General features: G+C 31.7%; 24 protein-coding genes and 1 pseudogene. 12 read left to right on the forward strand and 13 right to left on the reverse strand.

Going from position 1 to position 26573, the window contains the following annotated elements; genetic code table 11:
• Nucleotides 1-6: 6 nt before the first annotated feature.
• Together AC27L2_RS06265 and AC27L2_RS06270 are read right to left on the reverse strand one after the other, a co-directional pair.
• On the reverse strand, nt 7-2121 hold the full coding sequence (locus tag AC27L2_RS06265) for a sodium:solute symporter family protein (RefSeq protein ID WP_487210852.1): 2115 nt from the start codon (nt 2119-2121) through the stop codon (nt 7-9).
• 7 nt (nt 2122-2128) lie between these two features.
• Nucleotides 2129-2341: a hypothetical protein gene (locus tag AC27L2_RS06270; protein WP_353677750.1), complete on the reverse strand. Its 213-nt coding sequence runs from the start codon at nt 2339-2341 to the stop codon at nt 2129-2131.
• Nucleotides 2342-2557: 216 nt separating this feature from the next.
• Here AC27L2_RS06270 and AC27L2_RS06275 point away from each other — a divergent pair, with 216 nt between their 5' ends.
• The 6 genes from AC27L2_RS06275 (at nt 2558) to AC27L2_RS06300 (ending at nt 9141) form a co-directional block, all read left to right on the forward strand.
• Nucleotides 2558-4630, forward strand: coding sequence for a peptidylprolyl isomerase (locus tag AC27L2_RS06275; protein WP_487210853.1), 2073 nt, complete (start codon nt 2558-2560; stop codon nt 4628-4630).
• A 120-nt stretch (nt 4631-4750) separates the two neighbouring features.
• Complete coding sequence (locus tag AC27L2_RS06280; RefSeq protein ID WP_487210854.1) at nt 4751-5446, forward strand: hypothetical protein; 696 nt, start codon at nt 4751-4753, stop codon at nt 5444-5446.
• A gap of 64 nt (nt 5447-5510) precedes the next feature.
• Nucleotides 5511-6053, forward strand: a complete 543-nt coding sequence (locus AC27L2_RS06285; protein WP_487210855.1) for a shikimate kinase — start codon at nt 5511-5513, stop codon at nt 6051-6053.
• Nucleotides 6040-7134, forward strand: a complete 1095-nt coding sequence (gene aroB / locus AC27L2_RS06290) for a 3-dehydroquinate synthase (protein ID WP_487210856.1) — start codon at nt 6040-6042, stop codon at nt 7132-7134. The genes AC27L2_RS06285 and aroB overlap by 14 nt, the downstream gene beginning before the upstream one ends.
• Nucleotides 7135-7137: 3 nt before the next feature.
• A complete protein-coding gene (locus AC27L2_RS06295) occupies nt 7138-8589 on the forward strand; it encodes a glycoside hydrolase family 10-like protein (protein ID WP_487210857.1) in 1452 nt (483 codons plus the stop codon).
• Between the two features lie 12 nt (nt 8590-8601).
• Entirely contained in the window at nt 8602-9141 is a 540-nt protein-coding gene (locus AC27L2_RS06300) for a DUF192 domain-containing protein (protein WP_487210858.1), read from the forward strand.
• A gap of 39 nt (nt 9142-9180) precedes the next feature.
• Here the strand turns inward: AC27L2_RS06300 and AC27L2_RS06305 are convergent, their stop codons facing one another.
• Nucleotides 9181-11664, reverse strand: coding sequence for an aconitate hydratase (locus AC27L2_RS06305; RefSeq protein WP_487210859.1), 2484 nt, complete (start codon nt 11662-11664; stop codon nt 9181-9183).
• A gap of 101 nt (nt 11665-11765) precedes the next feature.
• Nucleotides 11766-12350, reverse strand: coding sequence for a D-sedoheptulose-7-phosphate isomerase (locus AC27L2_RS06310; RefSeq protein WP_487210860.1), 585 nt, complete (start codon nt 12348-12350; stop codon nt 11766-11768).
• A 70-nt stretch (nt 12351-12420) separates the two neighbouring features.
• Here AC27L2_RS06310 and AC27L2_RS06315 point away from each other — a divergent pair, with 70 nt between their 5' ends.
• The 4 genes from AC27L2_RS06315 (at nt 12421) to pepF (ending at nt 17544) form a co-directional block, all read left to right on the forward strand.
• On the forward strand, nt 12421-12603 hold the full coding sequence (locus AC27L2_RS06315) for a hypothetical protein (protein WP_487210861.1): 183 nt from the start codon (nt 12421-12423) through the stop codon (nt 12601-12603).
• Between the two features lie 75 nt (nt 12604-12678).
• On the forward strand, nt 12679-13506 hold the full coding sequence (locus tag AC27L2_RS06320; protein WP_487210862.1) for a hypothetical protein: 828 nt from the start codon (nt 12679-12681) through the stop codon (nt 13504-13506).
• 100 nt (nt 13507-13606) lie between these two features.
• Entirely contained in the window at nt 13607-15586 is a 1980-nt protein-coding gene (locus AC27L2_RS06325) for an OPT family oligopeptide transporter (RefSeq protein WP_487210863.1), read from the forward strand.
• A gap of 80 nt (nt 15587-15666) precedes the next feature.
• Nucleotides 15667-17544: an oligoendopeptidase F gene (pepF, locus tag AC27L2_RS06330; RefSeq protein ID WP_487210864.1), complete on the forward strand. Its 1878-nt coding sequence runs from the start codon at nt 15667-15669 to the stop codon at nt 17542-17544.
• 48 nt (nt 17545-17592) lie between these two features.
• Here the strand turns inward: pepF and AC27L2_RS06335 are convergent.
• The 3 genes and pseudogenes from AC27L2_RS06335 to AC27L2_RS06345 all read right to left on the reverse strand — a co-directional run bounded on the left by AC27L2_RS06335 (nt 17593) and on the right by AC27L2_RS06345 (nt 18550).
• Nucleotides 17593-17947: pseudogene (locus tag AC27L2_RS06335) on the reverse strand (type II toxin-antitoxin system PemK/MazF family toxin).
• The gene (locus AC27L2_RS06340) at nt 17941-18183 is read right to left on the reverse strand and encodes an AbrB/MazE/SpoVT family DNA-binding domain-containing protein (protein ID WP_487210866.1); all 243 of its coding nucleotides are present in this window, start codon (nt 18181-18183) and stop codon (nt 17941-17943) included. Before AC27L2_RS06340 ends, AC27L2_RS06335 begins: the two are co-directional and overlap by 7 nt.
• A gap of 208 nt (nt 18184-18391) precedes the next feature.
• On the reverse strand, nt 18392-18550 hold the full coding sequence (locus AC27L2_RS06345; protein ID WP_487210867.1) for a hypothetical protein: 159 nt from the start codon (nt 18548-18550) through the stop codon (nt 18392-18394).
• Nucleotides 18551-18611: 61 nt separating this feature from the next.
• Between AC27L2_RS06345 and AC27L2_RS06350 the strand changes: the two genes are divergently transcribed.
• The gene (locus AC27L2_RS06350) at nt 18612-19751 is read left to right on the forward strand and encodes an aminotransferase class V-fold PLP-dependent enzyme (RefSeq protein ID WP_487210868.1); all 1140 of its coding nucleotides are present in this window, start codon (nt 18612-18614) and stop codon (nt 19749-19751) included.
• 9 nt (nt 19752-19760) lie between these two features.
• Here AC27L2_RS06350 and AC27L2_RS06355 read toward each other — a convergent pair whose 3' ends face one another.
• The 5 genes from AC27L2_RS06355 to AC27L2_RS06375 form a co-directional block, all read right to left on the reverse strand.
• Nucleotides 19761-19976 carry a hypothetical protein gene (locus AC27L2_RS06355; protein WP_487210869.1) on the reverse strand — a complete coding sequence of 72 codons (216 nt, stop codon included), beginning with the start codon at nt 19974-19976 and terminating at the stop codon, nt 19761-19763.
• 63 nt (nt 19977-20039) lie between these two features.
• On the reverse strand, nt 20040-21386 hold the full coding sequence (locus AC27L2_RS06360) for a phosphohexomutase domain-containing protein (RefSeq protein ID WP_487210870.1): 1347 nt from the start codon (nt 21384-21386) through the stop codon (nt 20040-20042).
• Nucleotides 21387-21600: 214 nt separating this feature from the next.
• Nucleotides 21601-23199, reverse strand: a complete 1599-nt coding sequence (locus tag AC27L2_RS06365; protein WP_487210871.1) for a phosphoenolpyruvate carboxykinase — start codon at nt 23197-23199, stop codon at nt 21601-21603.
• Between the two features lie 102 nt (nt 23200-23301).
• On the reverse strand, nt 23302-24576 hold the full coding sequence (locus tag AC27L2_RS06370; RefSeq protein ID WP_487210872.1) for a 3-deoxy-D-manno-octulosonic acid transferase: 1275 nt from the start codon (nt 24574-24576) through the stop codon (nt 23302-23304).
• A complete protein-coding gene (locus tag AC27L2_RS06375) occupies nt 24573-25553 on the reverse strand; it encodes a glycosyltransferase family 9 protein (protein WP_487210873.1) in 981 nt (326 codons plus the stop codon). Before AC27L2_RS06375 ends, AC27L2_RS06370 begins: the two co-directional genes overlap by 4 nt.
• Nucleotides 25554-25678: 125 nt before the next feature.
• Between AC27L2_RS06375 and AC27L2_RS06380 the strand changes: the two genes are divergently transcribed.
• A complete protein-coding gene (locus tag AC27L2_RS06380; protein ID WP_487210874.1) occupies nt 25679-25945 on the forward strand; it encodes a hypothetical protein in 267 nt (88 codons plus the stop codon).
• Nucleotides 25946-26137: 192 nt separating this feature from the next.
• On the opposite strand, the gene AC27L2_RS06385 is transcribed toward AC27L2_RS06380, so the two are convergent.
• Nucleotides 26138-26573, reverse strand: a 436-nt coding sequence (locus AC27L2_RS06385; RefSeq protein WP_487210875.1) for a T9SS type A sorting domain-containing protein, incomplete at its 5' end; no start/stop codon positions are given.

Below are 26573 nucleotides of genomic sequence, written 5' to 3' on the forward strand. Positions count from 1 at the left end.
TTATATTTACATCTCCTTTTCTGCGGTTAATATTTTTCCTTCGACAAACAAGCCGTGTTCTAAATGTCTTTTTCTTATATAAACAATACCTTCTTCGTTGTGTGGTTCACCATACACAGAGTGAACAGATTTCAAGCCGCCGAGATATTTGCGTGCATCAGAAAGATAAACAAGGTCGCCAACCTCTGCAGCCATTTTGTGCATATCTCTTTTTGAAAAATTAATTACATCTTCATTGTCATCTTCAATTAATTTCCAGTGAACTTTTACAATCTCGCCTTCACGTTCATTTAATTTTCTTCCTTTGAAAAATTCTTTAGCTTTATGAATTGACCAGATTGTAAGTCCTTCTGTCTGTCGTTCAGCATCATATTTAACATAGTGAGTTGAAATAAGTGCAACAAAGAAAGAAGCTATAATTGTTGATGTCATTAAAAAACCAAGCGAAAAAGTATCCAGTCTTAAAACAGCAACAAGAATATCAATAATAACAACAATTACAGTAAATGCAATTATAGGATACATTATATAATGTCTCTTAGAATTAAGTATAATGTCTGAAAGTTTTTTTAATTGTCGTTGAAAAATTGTAGCAAGCACAGCAAGAGAAACACAAACAATTAAATTATAAAGTGCACTCATGTAAGTATATGGATGAACTGGGTCATAAGGAGTTCCATGTGCAATTGGTCTAATTAATTCATAAGGAAATTTGTTTCCTAAAAGCATTAATGATATTCCGCCGATAACAGTTGTTATTAATCCAGCAGGAGTAAATTTCTTCCAGAACGCACCAAAGAAAATTGCAACCATTAATGGAGGTGTTAATGTAGCATGGAAAAATGCATGAGCTTGATAAACAGTAGGATATGATACAAAAGCATATACAGCAAGCACTCCAAGCAATGTAATTCCAACAGTAGAAATTCTTGCAATTAACATAGCTTTCTTTTCTTGAAGTCTTTCACTTCTGCTTAGTTTTTTTAGCCAGATTCTAATTGGTCTATCTACATCATTAACATAGATTGCCGAGGCAGCATTAACAAGTGTGCTAACAGTTGACATCAAGGCTGCTGCGATTGCAGCCACAACAAAACCAAATACACCTGGTCCTGTCAATATATTTGCAACTACAACAAATATTGAATCAGGATTTACATTTGGTGGAATTATTTTAGGATTCATAACAGAAATTGCTTTTGCTACCCAGCCTCCTCCGCCAACTACCACAGCAGAAATTGGAAGCATAAAAAGAATGTTTACTGCTGCAGCTTTTCTTCCTTCATGAACATTTTTCGTTGCCATAAATCTCATTATCAATCCCATGTTCATAAAAAGAAATCCAACTGAACCTGCAATTGCATCTTCCCAGAATGTTCCTACAGAATTAAATTCAGCTGGGGAATTGAACCCGGCAAAAGGAAGTTTCCAGCTTGTTGGAAGTAAATTCCAGAAAGAAGACCATCCTCCAACGTATGATATTCCAAGAAAGAAAACCAGTAAACCAGCTGTAAGCAACATTATACCTTGAACTAAATCTGTAAAGATAACAGCTGTCTGTCCGCCAAATGTTATATAAATTCCAGTTATAACTGCAGTAACCCAGATTAGCCCCATTAAAGTTACATGAATCTGAACACCAAAAATTGTAAAACTCTCGGGCATCAGTGGAAGAATTGCCTTTCCCATTGTAAGGAATCCGATTCCAACATAACCAATTAAATATAAAAGTTGAAGAATTGTAACAAGAAATCTGGCAGAAGGAGAAAATCTTCTTTCGAAATATTCAGGAATAGAACGAATTCTCGAATAAATTATAATTGGAAGCCAGCCAAACATAAAGAAAGGAACAAAGAACCAATCATTGATATATGACATTGAAGATGAAAAACCATACTTAAATCCCATTGCAGAATACTTTACGAAACTATGACTGCTGATACCAGTTGCAACAATTGACATTGCAATTAGCCACCAGCTGAATCTTCTTCCGCCAAAGAAAAAATCATTTGTATCTTTATTATATTTTGCAAAATAAGAACCAAACAAGAGCATTGTTATCATGTAGATAACAAGAACTAGCCAGTCGAGTTGTGTTCCAATATTATGTAATTGTTCCATATTAATCTCACAAGTAAAGTGCAGCAATTATTAGAAAGGCATGGAGTGCCATGAAATAAAAATAACCGAAAATTAACACTTTCCACCAGAAGCGGTGACGCTTCAGTCTCATATCAAGTGCTTTTGTTTTGCGGATTAATATTAAACCCGCTACAAAAAAAATTCCGCCTCCAACATATAAATAAATGAAAGGCAGCCAGGAGTTAAAAAATGTAGGCATGCTGTAAAACCTAAAATTTTATTTGCCAAATTAGGAGGCTTAAATTTTATACGCAAATGAATTTTATATAATAAAATCAACAATTAATATATCTTCATTTTTCATATCAATTAAAAATTCTTAATTGCATTTAATAAGCAGTGTATCTAAATTAACTTCCTAAAATTTAATGTTTTCTTTAAACGGAGGTTGATATATATGGCGATGATGGCCAGAATGAGGAGTTTAGCTCCGTGGTTCATTCTTCTTGTCGGCGGTTTATTTGTTCTTTTTATGGTTATTTCAGATTCAAGAGTTCTGGAATTTTTGGGACAGCGTTCTCAAAATGTCGGCTCGATAGAAGGAGAAGAGATTTCTTATCAGGATTTCTCAAACATGGTTGAAAGAGCAAAAGAAAATCAAGAAAGAATGACAGGTCAACAAATTGACGAAAGTCAAATGGATTTCTTTAGAGACCAAGTTTGGGATGCAATTGTAACTCAAAAATTACTTCAGAAAAAAATTAAAGAATTTGGTATTGTTGTTACTGATGATGAAGTAAGAGAAGCATTGCTTGGTCCTAACCCACCTGAAGAATTAAGACGACAATTTACAGATTCTGCCGGTGTTTTTAACAGACAACTTTACGAGCAGGCTTTAAGAGATCCGCGAAATAAACAAATTGTTCTTTATTATGAAGATATAATCAGAGAACAACTGCAGCAGCAAAAACTTCAGGAATATTTATTCGCATCTGTTGTCGTGGGTGATGACGAAGTTAAAGAACATTTTATCAGACAAAATATTAAAATGAGAGCAGATTATGTTCTTGTTAATGTGAACACAATTCCAGAAAATGAAATCAAAATTTCTGACGACGAATTAAAAAAATATTATGAAACACATAAAGAAGATTATAAAGTAGAACCATCAAGAAAACTTAAATATGTTCTTTTCCGCCGTCTTCCATCGAAAAGTGATTCAGTTGGAATAAAAGAAAATCTTGAAGCAATCGTCGCAAAAATCAAAAGTGATACTGCTTCATTTAAATCTTATGTTCAAATTTATTCCGACCAGCCTTATAGAAGAGATACAATTTCAATCACTGCTCTTCCTGTTCAGGCAAGGGATATTCTTCTTAAATCCAACAAGGGTGATGTAGTTGGACCAATTTCTACTTACGAAGGATATGTAGTTTATAAATTGATTGACAAAGTAAAATCAAAGAATGAAGCTGTTCGTGCTTCACACATTTTAATTCGGTCAACAGGAAATGATAAAGAAGATTTAGATAAAGCAAATCAAATTTATAATGAATTGATAAAAGGTGCAGATTTTGCTGCAACAGCAAAATCAAAATCGAGCGACCCAGGCTCTGCTTCAAACGGTGGAGATCTTGGCTGGTTTACTAAAGGTCAGATGGTTAAAGAATTCGAAGAAGCTTGCTTCAAAGGAAATGTTGGAGTAATTCAAAAACCTGTTAAAACTGTTTATGGTTATCACATTATAAAAGTTACTGGTAAATTAAACGAAGATTTTGTGCTCGAAAAAATCGTAAACAAAATTCAAATTTCTGGTTCAACTCTGGATAAAATTTATCAGGATGCATCAGACTTTGCTTATGTAGCAAAAGAAAATGGTTTTGAATCAGAAGCAAAATTGATGAAGTATGATATTATTGAAACACCACATTTCACAGAAGATGCTATTGCTATTCCTGGATTGGGAGTAAACAAAGCTTTGGTTAAATGGGCATTTGAAAATGGACTTGGCGAAGTCAGCGATGTATTCAAAGTTCCTGCAGGTTATGTGGTTGTAAAAATTTCTGATGTTACAAAAGCAGGATTCAAAAATTTTGATGAAGTTAAAAATCTCGTAAAAGCAAAAGTTCTTCAAGAAAAAAGATTTGAAAAAGCTTTATCTATTGCAAAACAAATCCGTGCAAAACTTGGTGATAATGGAGATAAACAATTAGCTCTAACAGTCTGGGATAAAGCAAGAGTTGATTCAACTGCAGAATTTACTTCTGCAGGTTCAATTCCAAATCTTGGACTTGAATACGCATTTGCTGATTATGCACTCAAAGGCGAATTAAACAAATGGTCACAGCCCGTTAAAGGAAGCATGGGAGTTTATTTAATTAATGTAAGATACAGAACTAAATTCGACCCGAATACATATGAACTTCAAAAACTTGCAATAAGAAGAGAACTTGCTCAAAACAAAAAAGCTTATTTGCTTAATCTCTGGCTTCAGGAAGTTAAAAAGCAGGCTAACATTGTAGATAATCGTCATCTGTTCTACCGATAAAAATTACAAGCTCCAATATTCGAAGCCGTGCTTAAAAGTCACGGCTTTTTTATTTTCCATTTCTCTCCAATAAAAAAATTTTTACATTTATAAAGAACAATTTAAGATGCAGTCATTATTATGCTTCGAAAAAGTTTAATAATACTTTTCATATCGTCAACTTTAATTTATTCACAGATGACTTCAAAATTTGATTTCACAATTAATTACAATTACACAAACACATCTAAATTATTTTTGCAGCCAAAATCTTCTGACTTAATTGTAAGAGCATCTTACAATGAATTGGAAGACATTTACAGTTTATCTGGGGAAATTCGTTTTCAAATTTTTGAATCTGTATACTCTGGTTTGTGGATAGAAACAATGGAAAAAACTTTCACAAACAAAAATTTTAATCTTGGAAGTATAAGTATCGACATTAATGATGGATACAGAATCATTCCTTTAGAATTAAGTCTATATTATTTTCTTCCATTTTCAACTGAGAGATTTAAATTCTATATGGGCGGAGGATTTGGATTTTATTTTGGCAAAAGTCTTCGACAGTTTGAAAATATTTCAGCAATGAACGATGGAGCAAATTTTGGTTATGGCATTCAAGTTTCTGTTTCGATGGATTATTTAATTCATAATTTTATTTTTTTAAGAACTCAAATGAGATTTCGTGACCCCGAGATTGAACTGAAAAGCAAATATTCAAACAATTCTTTTACTTATAAAAACAGAATCTATTACATTCATTCACAAAATTTTACCACAAAAGTAAATGTTGATGGAATTACCTTTTCGCTTGGTGTTGGCATTCGTTTTTAACTTCAATTCATGTAAGGTAAGATAAGTTTATTTATATTTGCCAATAAATTTTTTGCAAAAAAGTATGCGTATATATTTAACAGGATTCATGGCAAGCGGTAAAAGCACAATTGGACCAATTCTTTCCAATGTGCTCGGATTAGATTATTATGACCTCGATGAGGAAATCGAAGAGCATGAAAAATCTACAATTGTAGAAATATTCGAAAAAAAAGGAGAACCTTATTTCCGCAATCTTGAAAGCGAGATACTCAAAAAGCTAATTCAAAAAGATAACATAGTTATTTCTCTTGGCGGAGGAACTATTACTTTCCCTCAAAATTATGAACTGATGAAAAACACAGGTAAAATAATTTATCTCAAGGCTTCTCCAGAAGATATTTACAAAAGACTTAAAAGCAAAACTGACAGACCTTTATTCCGTGAATTTGTTCTAAACGAAACACCAAAAGAAGAATTCATAAAAAGAATTAATGAACTGCTTGAGAAAAGAAAACCATTTTACGAAAAAGCAGATTTAATAATTGAAACCAACTTAACTCCGATTGGCATCACTGTAGATAATATTGCAAAAAAAATAATGAGAATGATAAATGAAAAAGATTGATATAAAAATTCCAAACAATTCTTATCCCGTGTTTATTGGAAGCGATGTTTTCAATAAACTTGCTGATTTTGAAATCATTAAATCAAATAAAAATATTTTTCTTGTAGTTGATAAAAATCTCTACCTTAATCATCAAAAAACTATTTCATCTTTTTATGAAAAACTTGATGGGAAAAAATTCTTCCACATATTCGAAGCAAAGGAGGAAAACAAATCCTTCAATTCACTCAAAGAAATTTTTTCTAAGTTAATTAAAAATAATTTTGGAAGAGATACACTATTAATTTCAATTGGCGGAGGAATTACAGGTGATATTGCTTCGTTTGCTGCGTCAATTTATTCAAGAGGAATAAAATATATTCAAGTTCCTACAACTCTGCTCTCAATGGTTGATAGTTCAGTCGGAGGAAAAACAGGAATTAATTTTGGCAACACAAAAAATATTATTGGTTCATTCTATCAACCTGAGCTTGTATTAATTGACACAAATTTTCTGAAAACTCTTCCGCAGGATGAAATAATTTGTGGAATGGGAGAAATTTTAAAATATGGTTTATTAATCGGCGACGATTTTTTCAATGAAATTAAAAATAAACTTCAAAAACTTCTTGATGTTAAGAGCAATGCTATAGAAGATGTAATTAAAAAATGTGTTCAGTTCAAAGGTGATATTGTAAAAAATGACGAGAAAGAAAAATCTGGCTTAAGAAAAATCTTAAATCTTGGACATACATTTGCACATGCAATTGAAGTTGAACAAAAACATAACTTAAAACATGGGCAAGCTGTAATTGTAGGATTAACTTGTGCACTTCATCTTTCAAACAAAATAAATCTTCTTCAAGATTCTGAACTCGAAAATTATCTTCCTCTTCTTCTCAAATTTTCTGACTCGATTGATATTCAAAAATATAATCCGAACAAACTTTATGAAATTATGAAACGAGACAAAAAGAATAAGGATGCCGAAATTAAATTTGTTCTGTTGAAGAAAGCAGGTCAATTAGTAATTGATATTCCAGCAAGCAAAGAAGATGTTATCTATGCATTGAATAACGGAATTCAATATTACAAAGCTTAATTTATGCTGATTAAAAAAAATCTCTTCTTAACAATCTTATTTTTTTTCATAAATGTTTTAGCAGCTTACTCTCAGATTAATGAAATTAGAGCTGTTTGGGTAGCAACAAATCACAGATTGGATTGGCCCCCTCCAACTTTCAATATTGATGTTCAGAAAAAATCACTTCAGGAAATTTTTGACAGCATCAAATCAAAAAATCTAAATACAATTTATTTTCAGGTCAGAAGTAATGGAACAGTTATGTTCAAATCTTCTTTTGAGCCTTTTTCTTTTTATATTGATGGAAAAGGAGGAATGCCATACGACCCACTTCGGTTTGCAATTGAAGAAGCACATAAACGCGGACTTTCAATTCATGCATGGATTAATGTTGTGCAGGTCTTTGCAGGAAGTGAACAAAATGTTATGAATCATCCCGAACACATTATTCAAAAAAAACCGAAATGGATTGTTGAAGATAAAAAAGAAAATTCGAAGTCATATTGGTTAAATCCAGGGTTGCCTGAAGTAAGAGAATATATTTCTAATCTCATTCAAGAGCTTGTTGAAAATTATGATGTCGATGGAGTTCATCTTGATTACATTCGTTATCCAGGAAAAAATTTTAACGATGATTCAACTTATCAATTATATGGAAATAAATTTTCAAAAGAAGAATGGAGAAGAAAAAATATTACAGATTTAATATCACTAATTAACAAAAAAATAAAAGCTGTCAAACCTCATATTCAGCTTGGTGCAACTCCAATTGGAATTTACAAAAATCATCAAGGAATGAACGGCTGGGAAGGATTTTATGAGGTTTATCAAGATACAAAAGAATGGCTTAGAACAGGAATAATTGATTACATAGCACCTCAAGTTTATTGGTCATTTGGAGATAAATATCAATTCGATATTCTTGCAAAAGATTGGACAGAAAATTCATACGGTAAAAAAGTTATTATTGGAATTGGTGCATTCAAAGATGAAGTCAAAAACGAAATAGAAAAAATGATTGAATACTCAAGGGAGATTGGGGCAAGTGGTGTAGCATTCTTCCGGTATTCAAACATAAAGGATTATAAATTTTTGTCATTCAGTAATGTGAAATTAGAACCAAGCATAAATCAACATTCAAACGAAAAAGAAAAAAATAATTTCACACAAGAAAGCAACAATGAAGCGATTACATCATTAGAAAATTTTTCTTCTTACAATAGTCAATTTTTAAAACCTGCACTCATCAAAAAGTCAAACGATTATTCTGAAATAATAATTTATTCAGAATCAGAAGATGAAATTATTGTAAAGGGAGAAACGGACAACGGCAGCGAAGAAATTCTTCTAAAAACTAAAATTAATCAAGGCAAAAATCTTCTTGGCTTAACGAGGAATCTTGAAAATTATAAAACCATTTTCTTGATATTTCAGAAAATAAATAAATTAATGAGATTAAAATCATTGAAATAAATGGGAATTAAAATGAAGAAGAAAAACAAAAATTTATTATTTCAGATTATGATTGTATTAGTAATTTTATCTTTTGCTGTTTATTTAATTTTATCGAATATTGTTTTTAATAAAGAAAAAGTTAATCCGGAATTAGAAAAAGCAATGACAGCCAAAGCAGCGTATTCGTTTACAAAAGAAGGTGAGTTGACTTTTGTAAATCAAAATGGAGAAATGATTTCCAAGATTGATATTGAAATTGCAGATGACGATGAACAGAGAATGACAGGCTTAATGTTTAGAGATAAGATGGAAGAAAATCAAGGAATGCTTTTCATTTTTCCAAATGAAGCCCCTCAATCATTCTGGATGAAAAATACAATGATTCCACTTGATATGATTTTTATTAATTCAAAAATGGAAATTGTAAAAATTCATAAAAATACAACTCCTTATTCCGAACAAACATATTCTTCAATAAAACCTTCACAGTATGTAGTTGAAGTAAATGCAGGATATACTGATAAGTTTGGAATTAAAGAGCGCGATAAAATTGTTTGGCGAAGAGATTAAAAAAGCCCTCTGCAATAATCCACAGAGGGCTAATCGATTTTATCTTTTCTTTGTCCTGCTCTTTGATTTTACAGTTGTTTTCTTTGTTGTTGATTTCTTTGCTTGAACTTTTTTCTTTGCAGAAGGCTTAACAGTTTTTTTAGATTTCTGTGTCTTAACTTTCTTCTTAACTGTTTTCTTTTGAGCAGGTTTTGCTTTCTTTGCTGGTTTCTTTGCTTTAGCAGCTTTCTTTGGTGCAGCAGGCTTTTTCTTTTCTTTAACTTCTTTTTGACTTTCGGCAATCAGATTAAGTGCACTTCCAGCTTTGAACCATTCAATCTGCGAAGCACTAAAAGAATGATTGAGCCAAATTTCATCAACTGAGCCATCACTATGCTTTGCAATCAACTTTAATTGTTTTTCTGGTGCAAATTCTTTTAATCCAATCAGATTCAATCTATCATCTTCCTGAATTTTATTATAGTCATCAGGATTGGCAAAAGTTAATGGAAGCATTCCCTGCTTTTTCAGATTTGTTTCATGAATTCTTGCAAAGCTTTTTGCAATTATTGCTTTGCCTCCAAGATATCTTGGTTCCATTGCTGCATGTTCACGAGATGAGCCTTCTCCATAATTTTCATCACCAACAACAATCCAGCCCAATCCTTTAGCTTTATATTCTCTTGCAACTTCGTGAACTTGTTTATATTCACCAGTAAAAATATTTTTTGCTTCGCCTGCTTTGCCAGTAAATGCATTAATTGCACCCAAAAACATGTTTTTGGAAATATTATCAAGATGGCCACGATATTTAAGCCACGAACCAGCCGGTGAAATATGGTCGGTTGTGCATTTGCCTTTAACTTTTAACAAAAGCGGTAAATCAATAAAATCATTTCCATCCCATGGTTCAAATCGTTCAAGAAATTGAAGTCGTTCACTGTTCGGGTCAATTTTTACTTCTGTCTTATATCCATCAGGCGAAGGAGCTAAATAACCAAGTGTATTTTTTTCAAATCCTTTTTCAGGAAGTTCATCTCCAAATGGCGGATCAAGTTTAACTTGTTCACCTTTTTCATTAACCAAAAAATCTGTCTCTGGATTGAAAGATAAACTTCCAGCAATTGCAAGTGCAGTTACAATTTCTGGACTTGCGATGAATGAATAAGTCTCGGGATTATTATCATTTCTTTTTGCAAAATTTCTATTGAAAGAATTTATGATTGTATTTTTCTCTCCAGTTTTTATATCCATTCTTTTCCACATTCCAATGCAGGGACCGCATGCATTTGCCAGAACTGTTCCTCCAAATTCTGTTAGAACCTGAAGCTGACCATCTCTTTCAATTGTTGCTCTTACCTGTTCTGAACCAGGAGTAATTGTAAATTGTGTTTTTGCTTTCAAACCTTTGGCAAGTGCCTGACGAGCTATATTTGCTGCACGGTCAATATCTTCATAACTTGAATTTGTACAGCTTCCAATTAATGCAACACTAATCTTATCTGGATAATTATTTTCTATCACAGCTTCTTTCATTTTTGAAATTGGATGAGCGAGGTCAGGCGTAAAAGGTCCATTGATATGAGGTTCAAGTTCACTTAAATTAATTTCAATAATCTGGTCAAAATATTTTTCTGGTTCTGCATAAACTTCGTCATCAGCTTTAAGTTCATCTGCTAATTTTTCTGCGAGTTCAGCCACATCAGAACGATTTGTTTTTCTTAAATAATTAGCCATTTTCTCATCAAATGGGAAAATTGAAGTTGTAGCTCCAACTTCTGCACCCATGTTGCAGATTGTAGCTTTTCCAGTGCATGAAATTGATTTGGTTCCTTCACCAAAATATTCAATGATTGCACCTGTTCCGCCTTTGACAGTTAGAATGCCTGCAATTTTTAATATTACATCTTTGGGCGAAGTCCATCCCGAAAGTGTTCCTATTAATTTAACTCCAATCAATTTTGGCCATTTTAATTCCCACGGCATTCCAGCCATAACATCAACAACATCTGCACCGCCAACACCAATTGCAATCATTCCGAGTCCACCTGCATTAGGTGTATGAGAATCGGACCCAATCATCATTCCACCAGGGAAAGCATAATTTTCCAGTATAACTTGATGAATTATACCAGCCCCGGGTTTCCAGAAGCCAACTCCATACTTTTTGCATACACTTTCAAGAAATTCATAAACTTCTTTGTTTTCTTCGATTGCTCTTTCAAGGTCTTCTTTTGAACCACTTTGAGCTACAATCAAATGGTCAGCATGAGCAGTAGCAGGGACAGCGGATGTTTTTCTACCAGAATGCATAAACTGAAGCATTGCCATTTGAGCTGTTGCATCTTGCATGGCTACGCGGTCTGGAGCAAAATCAGCAAAATCTTTACCGCGTACTAATTCTTGTTTTGCAGGATTCCATAGATGCGCGTAAAGTATTTTTTCTGCATAAGTTAAGGGTCTTCCAACAACTTTACGTGCATCCTGAACTTTTTTTCTAAACCCTGCATAAACTCTTTTTATCATGTCAAAATTTTCTGTCATATCCTCCTCTTTAATAAAATTCAATACAAAGATAAAAAATTTTAAGTTGTGTTATTGCAGTAAATAGAACAACGGAAAGAAAAAATATTGTGAAAAATTTATTATCCGTATAATTCCATTTCAACAAGTTCACAAATTATATGAGCAATTGTGATGTGTCCTTCTTGAATTCTTTGGACATTTGAAGAAGGAACAACTATCGGCAGGTCAACTTTATTTTTTAATTTACCCCCGTCGCCCCCAAGCAATCCGATTACAAATAAATTTTTCTCTTTAGCTTTTTCTACTGCTTTAATAATATTTAATGAATTACCACTTGTGGAAATAGCAATTAAAATATCTCCTTCATTTCCAAGTCCCTCAATGCTTCTTGCAAATACATTTTCAAAACCGATATCATTGCTTCCAGCTGTTAAATTTGATGTATCAGTTGTCAATGCAATTGCAGGCAGCGCAGGACGATTAATTTTATGACTCAATCTAATCATTAATTCTGTTGCAATGTGCTGACTATCTGCAGCACTTCCTCCATTTCCACACAACAAAACCTTTTTCCCTTTTCTGTATGCATCAGAAATTATATCAACTGCTTTAAGAACTTCTTCTTTACAATATTTTTCTATGTTCAATTTAGTTTCTGCACTTTCTTTTAATGAATCAGAAAAAAATTTTTCTTTTTCTATCATAATTGCCTCTAAATTTCTTTTCAAAGATAAGAAAGTTTATTATCATTCTATTAATAAAATAGAATTTAATATGAACAGAAAATCATCCAAGAAAAATAATTTTAATTTTCCGTTATACTGTGATTATTCATGCAAATATGCTTCGTTTGGAAAACCATCTGCCGTTGGAGCCTGCAGAAAAGAATTAGCAGTTTGGTGTAAATACTTCAAAAAATACAATAATAAAAACAATAAGTGTTTATCAGCATTATAAAAAAGATTGCCAAATAAAAATTGTTCTATACATCAACATTTTTTAAGTTGCAGTTAAATTTTAGATAAATATTGTATGACCAAAACAAAAAGTTTTCTATTCTGGTTCTTAGCTTTATTAATCACAATTTCATCTGCAGTTTATCAAAGAATTACAGGTCCTACCTACCCGCTTAAAGGCGAGATAAAATTTGAGTCATCAAACAAATCCGAGAATAAAATAATTAAGTATAAGTTAGAAAGAAGTCACTCATCAAACCAAAATTATACAATAAGCATAAAAACTGATGACGAAAGTATCAAAGGAATTTTATACTGGAGACGATATAAATTTGACAAAGATTATAACACAGTTGAAATGAGGGGAGAAAAAATATTAAGTGCCGAACTTCCAAAGCAGCCTTTAGCAGGAAAACTTGAGTACTTCATTGAATTAAAAAAAGGTGATAAAAAATTTTTTATCCCAGAAAATAGAACTGTGGTTATCCGTTTCAAAGGTGATGTGCCTGCATGGATATTAATTCCTCATATTATCATAATGTTTATTTCGATGTTATTTTCAACACGAGCAGCATTTGAATTTTTTAACAATCAGCCTAAATTAAAATTCTATTCACTTGCTACAATCATAAGTCTATTTATTGGCGGATTCATACTTGGTCCTTTAATGCAGTTTTATGCATTTGGTGAGTTTTGGACAGGCATTCCATTTGGTTTTGATTTGACTGACAACAAAACTTTAATTGCTATGATTGGTTGGCTAATTGCATTTTATAAAATCAAAAAATCTGATAATCCAAAGAAGTGGGTTTTGTTCGCATCAATTTTGATGTTGATTGTTTATTTAATTCCTCACAGTGTGCTTGGTTCTGAATTAGATTACAGCAAACTTAATGTGAAATGAAAAATTTATAAAATGATTTTCAGAAAATTAAATCTAATATTAAACAACAATTAATTGCCAGGCACTAAAAAATATTTCATAGATTATTGGAGATAAATTTATGACTCAATCAGAAAACAAAAATTCTCAGGGACTGCCGCCAAATGCTTATACTGAACTTAAACCTGGCGAAAAATATATCCCAATTATGCTGCCAGATCAAGAATATCCAGAAGTAACACCATATTCTGTTATTACTGGAATCATAATGGCAGTGATATTTACAGCTGCCGCTGCATATCTTGGGTTGAAAATTGGACAGGTTTTCGAAGCAGCAATTCCTATTGCCATTCTTGCAGTTGGATTATCTGCTTCGTTAAAAAAGAAAGGAGCACTTGGACAAAATGTAATTATACAATCAATTGGGGCAACATCTGGTACAATAGTAGCAGGTGCAATCTTTACAATTCCAGCTTTATACATCCTTGAACTTCAAGCAGATTTTTACAAAATATTTTTTGCATCACTTCTCGGTGGATTTTTAGGAATCTTATTTTTAATTCCATTCAGAAAATATTTTGTTTCCGAAATGCATGGAAAATTTCCATTTCCGGAAGCTACTGCAACAACTGAAGTCCTTGTTGCAGGAGAAAAAGGCGGTAAACAAGCTCTCGTTCTGGTTATCAGCGGATTAATTGGAGGAATTTATGATTTTGTTGTTGCAACTTTTGGATGGTGGAGTGAATTATTTACTACTAAAGTAATTCCAATTGGACAAACTATTGCAGAAAAAATAAAATTAGAATTTCGATTAAGTGTTAGTTCTGCTATTCTTGGTTTGGGCTACATAATTGGATTAAAATATTCTTCAATTATTACTGCAGGTTCGTTCCTTTCGTGGTTTGTTCTTATTCCTGTTATTGCATACTTTGGTGATTATATCACAACTCCCGTTGGAGCTAATGTTTCATTGCTGATTAAAGATATGTCTGCTGAACAAATTTTCCGTGCTTATGTTCGTCATATTGGAATTGGCGGAATTGCTATGGCAGGATTTATTGGAATAGCTCGTTCTTCTGGCATCATTAAAAAAGCTTTCTCTCTTGGATTTCAAGAATTATTTGGAAAAAGAACTAATGAGAATGGAGAACGAACACAAAGAGACCTCCCAATGAAAATTATTTTTGGAGGAATTTTATTTACAGCTGTTTTAATATTTATCTTCTTCCTGTTTGGTGTTGTAAATAATTTATTTCAGGCTCTTGTTGGCTTATTAATTGTGCTTATAATTTCATTTCTTTTTACAACAGTTGCTGCTACCGCCATAGCAATTGTTGGAACCAATCCTGTATCTGGCATGACCTTGATGACATTAATTCTTTCATCAGCTGTTTTAGTTTCTGTTGGCTTAACAGGAACATCAGGAATGATTTCCGCCTTGATTATTGGTGGAGTAGTTTGCACAGCTTTATCTCAAGCTGGAGCATTTATTACAGATTTGAAAATTGGTTACTGGCTGGGTTCATCTCCATATAAGCAAGAAAGATGGAAATTTGTCGGAACTATTTTTTCTGCTGCTACTGTCTCTTGGATTATCATGGTATTGAACGAAACTTATGGATTCAAAGGAGACAATGCGCTTGTTGCACCGCAGGCAAATGCAATGGCAGCAGTGATTAAACCTTTGATGTCAAATCAACCTGCTCCATGGATGCTTTATTTGGCTGGAGCTTTCTTTGCTTTAATTCTTACAATTATTAAAGTTCCGGCTCTGCCTTTTGCACTTGGAATGTATATTCCACTTGAATTAAATACACCTCTTCTTGTTGGTGGTTTAATTGCACACTTTGTTTCAACAAGAAGTAAAGATGAATCGATTAATAATTCAAGAAGAGAACGAGGAACATTGATTGCCTCTGGATTTATTGCAGGAGGTGCTCTTTTTGGCGTAATAAGTGCAATACTCAGATATGCAGGTTACAACTGGGTTAATCTTGAATGGCAGGAATCAAACGAAGCTGAACTTCTTGCTTTGATTATGTTCACATTAATTTCAGCTTACATGATTTGGGATTCCTTTAAAATAAATAAAGAAAAATAATTTACTGTTCTTTTTGATATTACTGATTTCATAAGAATTTATTCACTTATAATAAAATTCTATTTTGCAGGAATAGGAAAATGAAAACAAAAATATTTTTTTCAGTAATAATTCTGGTGTTTACTATGCAGGAAACAATCTTTATGCAAAACAGAGAAAGGAAAGATGTCCCGGAAAAATATAAGTGGGATAATTCAATTCTTTATAAAAACATTGATGAATGGAATAAAGAAAAAATTGAAATTGAAAATCAAATAGAAATAATCAAAACATATCAAAATAAACTTTGTGTAAATGCTAACACTTTTTACGAAGCTCTTAAGCTTTACTTCGAAACATTAAAAAAATATTATAAACTTTCTGACTATGCTTTCAGATTAGCAGATGAGGATTTAAGAATAAGTGCTAATCAAGCATTAAATCAGCAAGCAACAACACTCGGCACAAAATTAAACGAAGCTACATCGTTTATTAACCCCGAAATCCTAAATGCCAATCCAGAAAAAATTCAAAAATTCTTCGAAGAGAAAAAAGAACTTGATGAATTCAGATTCTATGTAAATGATATTTTGAGATTACGAGAACATACATTATCTACACGTGAAGAAGAAATTCTTGCCAGTGCTGGATTAATAACATCAACACCAAGCGAAGTATATGGAATTTTTGACAATGCAGAAAAACCTAATCCAAAAGTTAAATTATCAACAGGCGAAGAAGTAGAACTGACTTCGGCTGCTTATACAAAATATCGAACTGTTCCAAATCGTGCAGATAGAGAACTTGTAATGAAATCTACTTTTGAAAATTATAAAAGATTTCAAAATACAATTGGAGCCAATCTTGCTGGAAAACTTCGTGCGGATTATTTCTACGCAAAGAATAGAAAATACAAAACTGTTCTTGAAAGTGCTCTTAATGTAAACAATATACCTGTTTCTGTTTATGAAAATTTAATTGAACAAATTCATAAAAATCTGCCAACATTACATCGTTTTCTCAAACTAAAAGCAAAAATGTTGAAAGTTGATCAGCTTCATTATTATGACCTTTACACTCCACTTGTAAAATCTGTTGAATTCAAATTCACGATTGAAGAAGGACAGAAACTTCTGCTTGAAGTTTTTAAGCCAATGGGAGAAGAATATGTCAACACAGTAAAAAAGGCATTTGAAGAAAGATGGATTGATTATGTTCCAACGGCAGGTAAAAGAAGCGGTGCTTATTCATCTGGAGCAGCTTATGATTATCACCCATTTATTCTTATGAACTGGACTGATGATTATGAATCTGTTTCTACACTTGCACATGAACTTGGTCATACAATGCATAGTTATTTTTCAAACAAACATCAGCCGTTTGTAAATTCTCAATATTCAATATTTGTTGCAGAAATTGCATCAACAATTAATGAAAATCTTCTTAATAATTACATGGTAAATAATGTTAAAAGTGATGAAGAAAAATTATATCTGCTCGGCTCATATCTTGATTTATTAAGAACAACAATTTTCCGTCAAACATCTTTTGCAGAATTTGAATGGGAAATTCATAAAAGAATTGAAAACGGTGAACCGCTTACAGGGGAAGATTTAAGCAAAATTTATTATGACATTGTTAAAAAATATTATGGACACGACGAAGGAATTTGCATAGTTGATGACTACATAGCTTACGAATGGGCTTACATTCCTCATTTTATAAATTATACTTATTATGTTTATCAATATGCTACATCATTGATTTATGCTACAGCCTTTGCAGAAAAAATTTTGAAAGAAGGTCAACCAGCTGTAGATAAATTTTATAATATCTTGAAAGGCGGCAGTTCAGATTATCCAATAGAATTAATTAAGAAAGCCGGAATTGATCCGCTCTCTTCCGAAGCATTCGATTTGACTATGGCTAAGATGAACAAAGTAATGGATATGATGGAAGAAATATTGGAAAAGAAATAACAAGATGAAATTTGTTAACACTTATTAGAAAATTTTGAAAAGTTTTTATTAAACATCAGCACCAATTAAAGCATTAATTTTATTTAATGTTTCTTTAAGAGCATCATCTAAATGTGAATAAATAAATTCAGATTTTACTACAATTCCAATCAAGACTTTTGATTTGGTCCGATAGAATTGCTCAGCTTATTCTCAGGTTATCCGGTATTTTCACTTCAAACGGATAACCTTTTATCTGGTTTGTAATTGGGCAAAATATTGCAAGATTAGTTTTTTGATTATACTCTTTTGGCGAGATAACCAACGCTTGCCGTCTTCCAGATTGTTCGTGTCCAGCTTGCGGGTTAAAACACAGCCAAACTATATCTCCTCTCTCGGGAATATAAGATTTTAATTTCACCAAAGTTCATTACCAACATTTTTCCCAAAATCAACTTCATTATGAATGTTAGATTTTTTAATCCCAGCTAATAATTCTTTCAGGGAATATTTTTTTTCTTCTACTGGCTCAATTACAATCTTATTTTCTTTTAATGTAAGATTAACAAAACTATTTTCACGAATTTTTGATTGTGATGCAAAAGCTTTTGGGATTCTTAACGCTAAGCTATTTCCCCACTTCTGAATTTTTATTCGCATAATCTTAAACCTCTATTTTATGTTTCTACAACAAAAAATACTTGTCTGCATAATGTTTTTCAAAAAAGAATTGAAATAAACAGCGGGATTTAATAATGGACGACCAAATTAGAATAAACTTTCGAGATTCAACGAAAAACCACAGAGATTTTACTTCACATCGAAATGTGTTTTAAAGAGGAAATTAAAGAAGCAATTAAGAAAATTCTTAATTCAATTTTAACTTCTTTAGTGCTAAACCAATTGCTGTTTCTATGGAATATTTTTCATCAAGATATTCAATAACGAGTTTGTAAAATTTCCTGATATACTTTTGAGGAATTAAAATTCCATAGAAAGCCAGAGCAATTTCTAAAATTCTGTTCATAATCTAATGCTCCTTTTCTATTTTTATTATCGAATTTTTTAAAATAATTTTTAGTAGCTGTATGAATTTCGAAGAAGCAAGAAAATTGTTCCCTCATCTTAAAACAAACCAAATTTATTTTAATCATGCATCATTAGGTCCATGGTGCGAACTGGCATTGAAAAGACTGCAAGAGTATGCAATTCAAAGAAGCGGAGAAAAAATTGAAAACTATGAATATTTTCTTAAATGGAACTCAAGTGCAAAAGAAAAACTAAGTAGACTTTTAGGAACAACATCAGACCGTTTAGCTTGGATTGATAATGTTTCGAATGGATTGAATATTTTAGCTCAAGGCTTAAACTGGCAAACTGGCGAAAGGATTATTTTGAACGATATTGAATTTCCTTCCAATGTTTATCCTTTTATGAATCTAATAAAACATGGCGTTGAGATTGATTTCATAAAAAATCGAAATGGAATTGTTGATATTGAAGATATTGAAAAAACTATTACACCAAAGACAAAATTAATTTCGATTAGTTATGTGCAATTTTTATCCGGTTATCGTGCAAATATTAATGCGATTGGCGAACTGTGTAAAAAGCATAATATAATTTTTTGTGTTGATGCAATTCAAGCAGCTGGGGCTGTTCAAATTGATGTAACAAAATCTAAAATTGATTTTTTAGTTGGCGGAACTCAAAAGTGGTTAATGTCTTCTCAAGGATTATCTTATATCTTCATAACTGAAGAACTTCAAGAAAGAATTGACCAAAAGTTTGTAGGCTGGACATCAGTAGAAAATGCATGGAACCTTCTTGATTACAAATTAAAACTAAAAAAGAATGCCGATAGATTTCAAAACGGCACTCTTAATGCTCTTGGAATTGCAATATTTGATGCAGTATTAAATCTTTTTATTGATTTTGGAATAGAAAATATCGAAAAAAGAATTATAGCCAATACAAATTATTTTATTGAAAAATTACTTGAGAATGGTTTTAACCCAATTTTGAAAAATGTTGACCAGAAAAACAGAGCCGGAATAATTTCATTTAAGCACACAGGCTCAAAAAAAATATTTGATGAATTAGAAAAAAGAAAAATATACTGTGCTGTTCGCGAAGGAATGATTCGCTTCTCACCGCATTTTTACAATACAAAAGAGGAAATTGATTTTGTTCTTGAAAATCTCAATGATATTATTAAGAAGAATTAATCAGCTTTTCTATTCGTTCGGATTATAAGTTAATTCAACTTTTACGTGAAAATCTGCACCGCTGAATAATGTATATTTTACTTCGCTGATTGTGCATTTATAATCTTCGCCTACTAAATCGCTTACAACTTTGGCAATTGCATTTTCAAGCGTTCCTATGCTAACATTTTTTAATTTGTTCTTCAAAAGTTTATCGACATCAAAAGTTTTTTCCTGTTCTGCCATTTTATTTTCTCCTTTTTATTTTCGTCTTTTTAGACGCATTCATTTATGCTTTGTTTGGATTACTCAGCTGCGAATAAAATTAAGAAGTTCTTCTGTTTTTTCTTTCATCAATTTTTCATCTGCTCTTGATTCAACATTCAATCGCAAGAGCGGCTCTGTATTACTCATTCTTACATTAAACCGCCAATTTGGATATTCAACACTTACTCCATCTAATTCATCAACTTTTCCGTCATTATACTTTTCTTTAATTGCAAGAAGTTTAGCTTTAGGATTTTCAACTGTTGAATTAATTTCACCCGAACATGGATATGCTTTTATCATTCCATCAACAAGTTCAGAAAGTTTTGCATTTTCTTCCGAAAGAAGTTGAAGTATCAACAAGAAAGGAATCAATCCGCTGTCTGAATAAGAATTATCTCGAAAATAATGATGTGCCGACATTTCACCGCCGTAAATTGCATTAACTTCTCTCATCTTTTGTTTTATAAAAGCATGCCCACTTTTCGAAATTACGGGAACACCGCCCGCTTTTGTAACAACATCAATTGTGTTCCAAGTTAATCTTGGATCATAAACTATTTTTTCTCCCGGATGATTTTTCAAAATTGATTTTGCAAGAAGTCCTACTATGTAATAACCTTCAATAAAATTTCCTTTCTCATCGAAAAAGAAACAGCGGTCGTAATCGCCATCCCAGGCTACTCCCAAATCAGCATTGTGTTCTATAATTGCATCTATTGTCGATTTTCTATTTTCTGGCAGCAGTGGATTTGGAACACCATTCGGAAAACTTGAATCGGGTTCAAAGAATACTTTAACCATGTTAATTGGAAGATATTTTTCTAATTCGTTTAATGCTGGTCCAACGCATCCATTTCCTGCATTAAGAACAACTTTGAACGGTTTAATTTTTTCTGGATTATAAAATTTATTAAGATGATTTATGAAATCATTCATTATATCTTTCTGGAAAGCTTTTCCCTTTTGAGAAGCAATACTTCCAAGGTTATCGGTTAAAATCATTTTTTCAATTTCATTCAATCCAGAATCATAGCCCAATGGAACAGAACCTCTTTTAACAAATTTTAATCCATTATATTGAGGCGGATTGTGACTTGCAGTAATCATAACACCGCCGTCGGCATTTAGATATGGAGTGCCAAAATAAATCATTTCTGTGCCGCATAATCCTATATCAATAACATCACAACCTGCGTCATTCAAACCATCAGCAAGTGCTTGAGAAAGTTCCAATGATGATTTTCTAACATCTCTTCCAATTACAATAAGTTTTGCATTAAGATAAAGAGCAAGTGCTCTTCCAATTTTATAAACCAATTCTGAATTTAATTCCTGTGGAACAACTCCTCTGATATCATAAGCCTTGAAAGAAGGAATTCTATCCATTATATAACCCCATAATTTGTGTTATAAAAATAATGAATAAATTCTAAACGAGCATAACTTAGTTTAAGTGATTTAATGAATTCCAAAAACAATTTTGAAAAATAGTGAAATCGATTTGCAACTTGATTGAAAAATTACTTCAATAAAAAAATTTTTTTCAAGATTTTGAATGCATACTTATTAACAGCAAGAAGTTAAATGAATTAAACACACTTTATAATTGACGTGGACCCGATTTACTAATAATTTCATCAACATCATTTTCAAAATTTTTAAAGTTTTCGTGAAACATTGCAACTAATTTTTTTGCTGTTTCATCATATTTGTTTTTATCATTCCAAGTATTTCGTGGGTTAAGAATTTCTGATGGTATTCCATTTACACTTTTAGGAATTTTAAGACCAAAGAATTGGTCTTCAAAAGTTTCCACATCGTCAAGTTCTCCATTAAGTGCAGCATTAAGCATAGTTCGTGTAAATTCAATTTTCATTCTATGACCTTCTCCATAAGGACCGCCAGTCCATCCAGTATTAATAAGCCAGCATTTAACATTATGCTTTTTAATTTTTTCTCCAAGTAATTTTGCATAAACCGAGGGATGAAGAGCCATAAATGGGGCTCCAAAACATGTGCTGAAAGTTGCTTTTGGTTCTGTAATTCCTTTTTCTGTTCCAGCAACTTTTGCAGTATAACCAGAAATAAAATGATACATTGCCTGTTCAGGAGATAATTTTGCTATTGGCGGCAAAACTCCAAATGCATCTGCTGTAAGCATTATAATATTATGTGGGTGACCTCCCATTCCTGATGGTTCAATATTCGGGATAAAATCTATTGGATATGCAGCTCGAGTATTTTCAGTTAAAGAATCGTCATCCAAATCAAGCACTCTTGTTGATACATCCATTGCAACATTTTCCAGAACAGTTCCAAATCTGCATGTTGTTTCATAAATGAAAGGTTCAGATTCCTTCGAAAGTCGAATTACTTTTGCATAACATCCTCCTTCATAATTAAAAATTCCTTTTGAACTCCAGCCATGTTCATCATCTCCAATTAGTTTTCTTTTGGGGTCTGCAGATAAAGTAGTTTTGCCTGTTCCAGAAAGACCAAACATTATTGCAACATCTCCTTTTTCGCCAATATTTGCAGAACAATGCATTGACATAATTCCATTAAGCGGCATCAAATAATTCATTAATGTAAAAATTGATTTTTTTATTTCACCAGCATAGCTGGTTCCACCAATTAAAATTAATTTCTTCCCAAAATTTATAATTATAAATACACCCGAATTTGTACCATTGTTTTCTGGGTCTGCTTGAAAATATGGAAGACTAATAACCGTGTATTCAGGTTCGTGATTTTTTAGTTCTTCGGGCGTAGCTCTCAAAAATAAATTTCTTGCAAATAAACTATGCCATGCAGTTTCTGTTATTACTCTAATTGGCAGCTTGTAATCTGAATCTGCTCCCACAAAACAATCTTGCACATACAAATCTTTATTCTGCATATACGATATCATGTGATTATAAATTATATCAAAATATTTTTCTTCAATTGGCTTATTTACTTTTCCCCACCAGATATTTTTTTCGCTTGAAGGCTCTCTTACAATAAATTTATCATTTGGACTTCTTCCTGTATGCTGTCCAGTTCTTACTACAAGAGGACCGTGTTGAGCTATCATAGCTTCCCGTCTTCTGCATGCCTGTTCATACAATGCAGGAATTGAAAGATTATAAAACAGATTATTAATGTTATGAATACCTTGATTTTGAAGCTGCTGCCACACTTCTAATTTTGATTTCATTAATTCACCAAATTAATTAAACTACAATATAAAGGTAAAAAAAGAGGATAAATTTATCAAATTAGGTATTATTTAAGATATGCCTAAAAAATAACGACAATATTAAAGAATTGAATAAATTTCTTTTACAATACTTTCCGAAGCTCCAATGTTACTTTTAACAAACTCTCCGCAAATCTGTCCAATCTTTTTCCTGTATGATTCATCAGAAAAAAGTTTGCGTAACGTTTTATATGCAGATTTTTTATTATGAATTACCAATCCTCCGCCAATTTCTCTTAACTTAATTGCTTCCTGACTATTTTCATGTTTTGGACCATAAACTACTGGAATTCCGTACACAGCTGGTTCGAGCACATTATGAATTTGTTTGAAACTTCCTCCCACATAAGCAACATCGGCATAGTAATAAAGTGTCAAAAGTATGCCAATTGAGTCCACAATAATTATTCGTTCATCTCTATAATTATTCATGAAAGAAAATCTTATGGTTTTATATTTACTGTAAAAATAGTTTTCAATTTTTTCGAGATGAATTAAAGTAGGTTCATGAGGAACAATTATTGCAACAACATCTTTATCATATTTTAACAATTTAGTTAATGCTGGAAAAATCACTTCCTCATCGCTTTCCCACGAGCTGCCCATTACAAAAATTTTTTTTCCATCAAAAATTCCTTCTCGAAATAATTTTTTTTCTTTTGCCTGAAGACTTTTTTGATAAACCCTGTCAAAACGAGTATCGCCTACTGCTTTTATTTTTTCTGGATTAACTCCAAACACCAAAAAGTTTTCAACATCATCTTGTGAAACTGCGAGTATTCTTTCTGCACATGAATAAATCTGTTTATGAAAATTTTTTATCACTGGTAGCGAGCGTTTATTATTTTTTCTCATCGTCGCATCTACAATAAAAAAAGGAATCTTTTTGTTTTTGAGCTGCCAGATTATATTGGGCCATATATCATATCGCATAAAAACTGCTAAGACTGGATTTATCATCTCAAGAAATTTTTTTGTATGTTTTGGAATATCAAATGGCATGTAAGCTATAACATCTGCATAAGGATATTTGAGTGAATTACGATAACCCGAAGGAGAAAAAAATGTAACAATAATATTGACATCTTTTTCCGCTTTTATTTTTTCAATTATTGGTTTTGCTTGTTCAAATTCTCCCATTGAAGAAGAATGAAACCAGAGGTTCTTTTTCTTTATGTCAATTTTTGATAGGTCTCTTTCAAGATTTGAAAATAAATTTTTTCTATCCCGAATGCTTGTTTTGATTTTTTCATTCAAGAGCGGAGAAATTAAAATTAATATATGCAGCAGAGGATAATATAAAAGATTGTAAAGCAGATACCACATTATTTTCATAATTCTTTCAGAAAATTTATTAAGTGATTATAAACAAAATCAGGAGTTAAATCTTTCATGCATTTAAAATGATCTTTTGGACATCCTTCTTTTCCAATATGGCTGCAGGGTCTGCATCTTAAATTTTCATTCTCAAGAATTATATTTTTTGTTTTGTAAGGAAGAAATCCAAATTCTTTAACACTTGAACCAAAAATTACAAGGACAGGTGTTTTTACAGCAGAAGCTGTATGCATCAATCCTGAATCGTTTGTTACAATTAATTTACATTTTTTCATGTATGCGGCAGTTAAAAGAATTTCGTTGTTGTTTTGCAGATTTATGCTGTTTGGAATTTGTCTGCTTATTTTGGAACATATTGATTCATCATCTTTCCCGCCAAAAATTAATATCGTAAACCCGTCATTTGAAAGTTTTTTTCCCAACTCAACAAAATATTCCGGGAGCCATCTTTTTGTAAAATGTTTAGAACCTGGGCAAAAACCAATAATCGAATCTTTATTGAAATTCTGAATTTTATTTTCTAATTCTTTTGGAATAAAAATTTCAAGTCCATGATTATCTAATTGAATTTCAGGAAATGATTCTGCATATCTTTCAACAATTGATTTAGAATTCTTCATTAAATTTATTTTGAAATTCACAAGAAGAAATTTTCTTACTGATAGTTTTTTAAAGCGGTAAACTTCGGTTTTTAATCTAATTGTAATTTTTCTGCTTCTGAAATTATTTTGTAAATCAAGAATAAAATCATAATTATTTTGTTTAAGTTCATTAAATAATTCTTTAACATTAGGCGGATTGAACTCATAAATACTGTTTAAGTTTTGGTTATATCTCAAAACATCTGAATATTGATTTCTAACAAGGAAATCAATTTTGCAATCGGGATATTTTTTTTTAAGTGCACGTACAACTGGAGTTGTTAGCAATACATCTCCAAGCGAACTTAATCGAATTATTAATACTCTTTTCAAACTTTTTCTCGACAATAAATAATTTCGGTTCAAAAATTAGACAATAAATTTCAGCATTCAAAGTTTAGGTTGGAAGTAAGTTTATTCTTAATTATTTTTCGAAAGAAAAAATAATGAGATTGGAAATGACAACCTTACCACCTCCAGCAACAAAATTATTTCCAGAAGATTCACTCGAAAAGAAGTGTTATAACATTGCTGAATCGTTGAAAGATTATATTCCAATTATGAATGAAAGATACAGACTTGGATTTAATTTATATCGTTATATGAAAGGTGAAGGTGATCCGCCTGAAGTTTTTATAAAAACAGCCAAAATAAAATTTGAAAATATTTCAAGAGAAGAATTAATAGAAAAAATTAATAACGCTATAAAATTAATCAGTGAGTAGAATAAATTTTTTCTCTAATTATCTTTATCAAAATCTTACAAATCTCATCATCAATGTTTAATTACAAAAATGGGTTATTAAAACAGTCTTAACATTCTTAAAGCTATTTTTAAGCATTGATACCAAATAACCCCAGAAACTTACTATTCCATTTTTCCCCGCCAGAGGCGGGCAAGCATCATTCCTCAAAAATCATTTCGCCAGCATCATCTTCTTAACTGCATAATTCTTCCCAGCTTTCAACGTGTAAAAGTACACTCCACTAGATAATTGATACTTATCCGCTGAAAATTCCACACTGTAATTTCCAGCTTCCTTATATTCATTTACTAACGTTGCTATTTCTTTTCCTAAAATGTCATAGACTTTTATTGTTACAAAATTTTTCTCCGGCAACTCATAACTGATTACTGTTGTTGGATTGAATGGATTCGGGTAATTGCTGATTTCTACTTCAGGTTTTGAAATTTTATTTGCAGTCTCTTTCTTCTCTTTTTCTATTTCATATCCTAATAACTTAAGCTGGTTCTCTGCTAATTCAACTAAATTCTTATCTGAACTATTTTTTACTATTTCATCAAAACTTTCTTTAGCTTTATTTTTTTCTTTCAGATTATGTGCATATATC

The sequence above is a fragment of the Rosettibacter sp. KY25 genome (genome assembly GCF_057554405.1).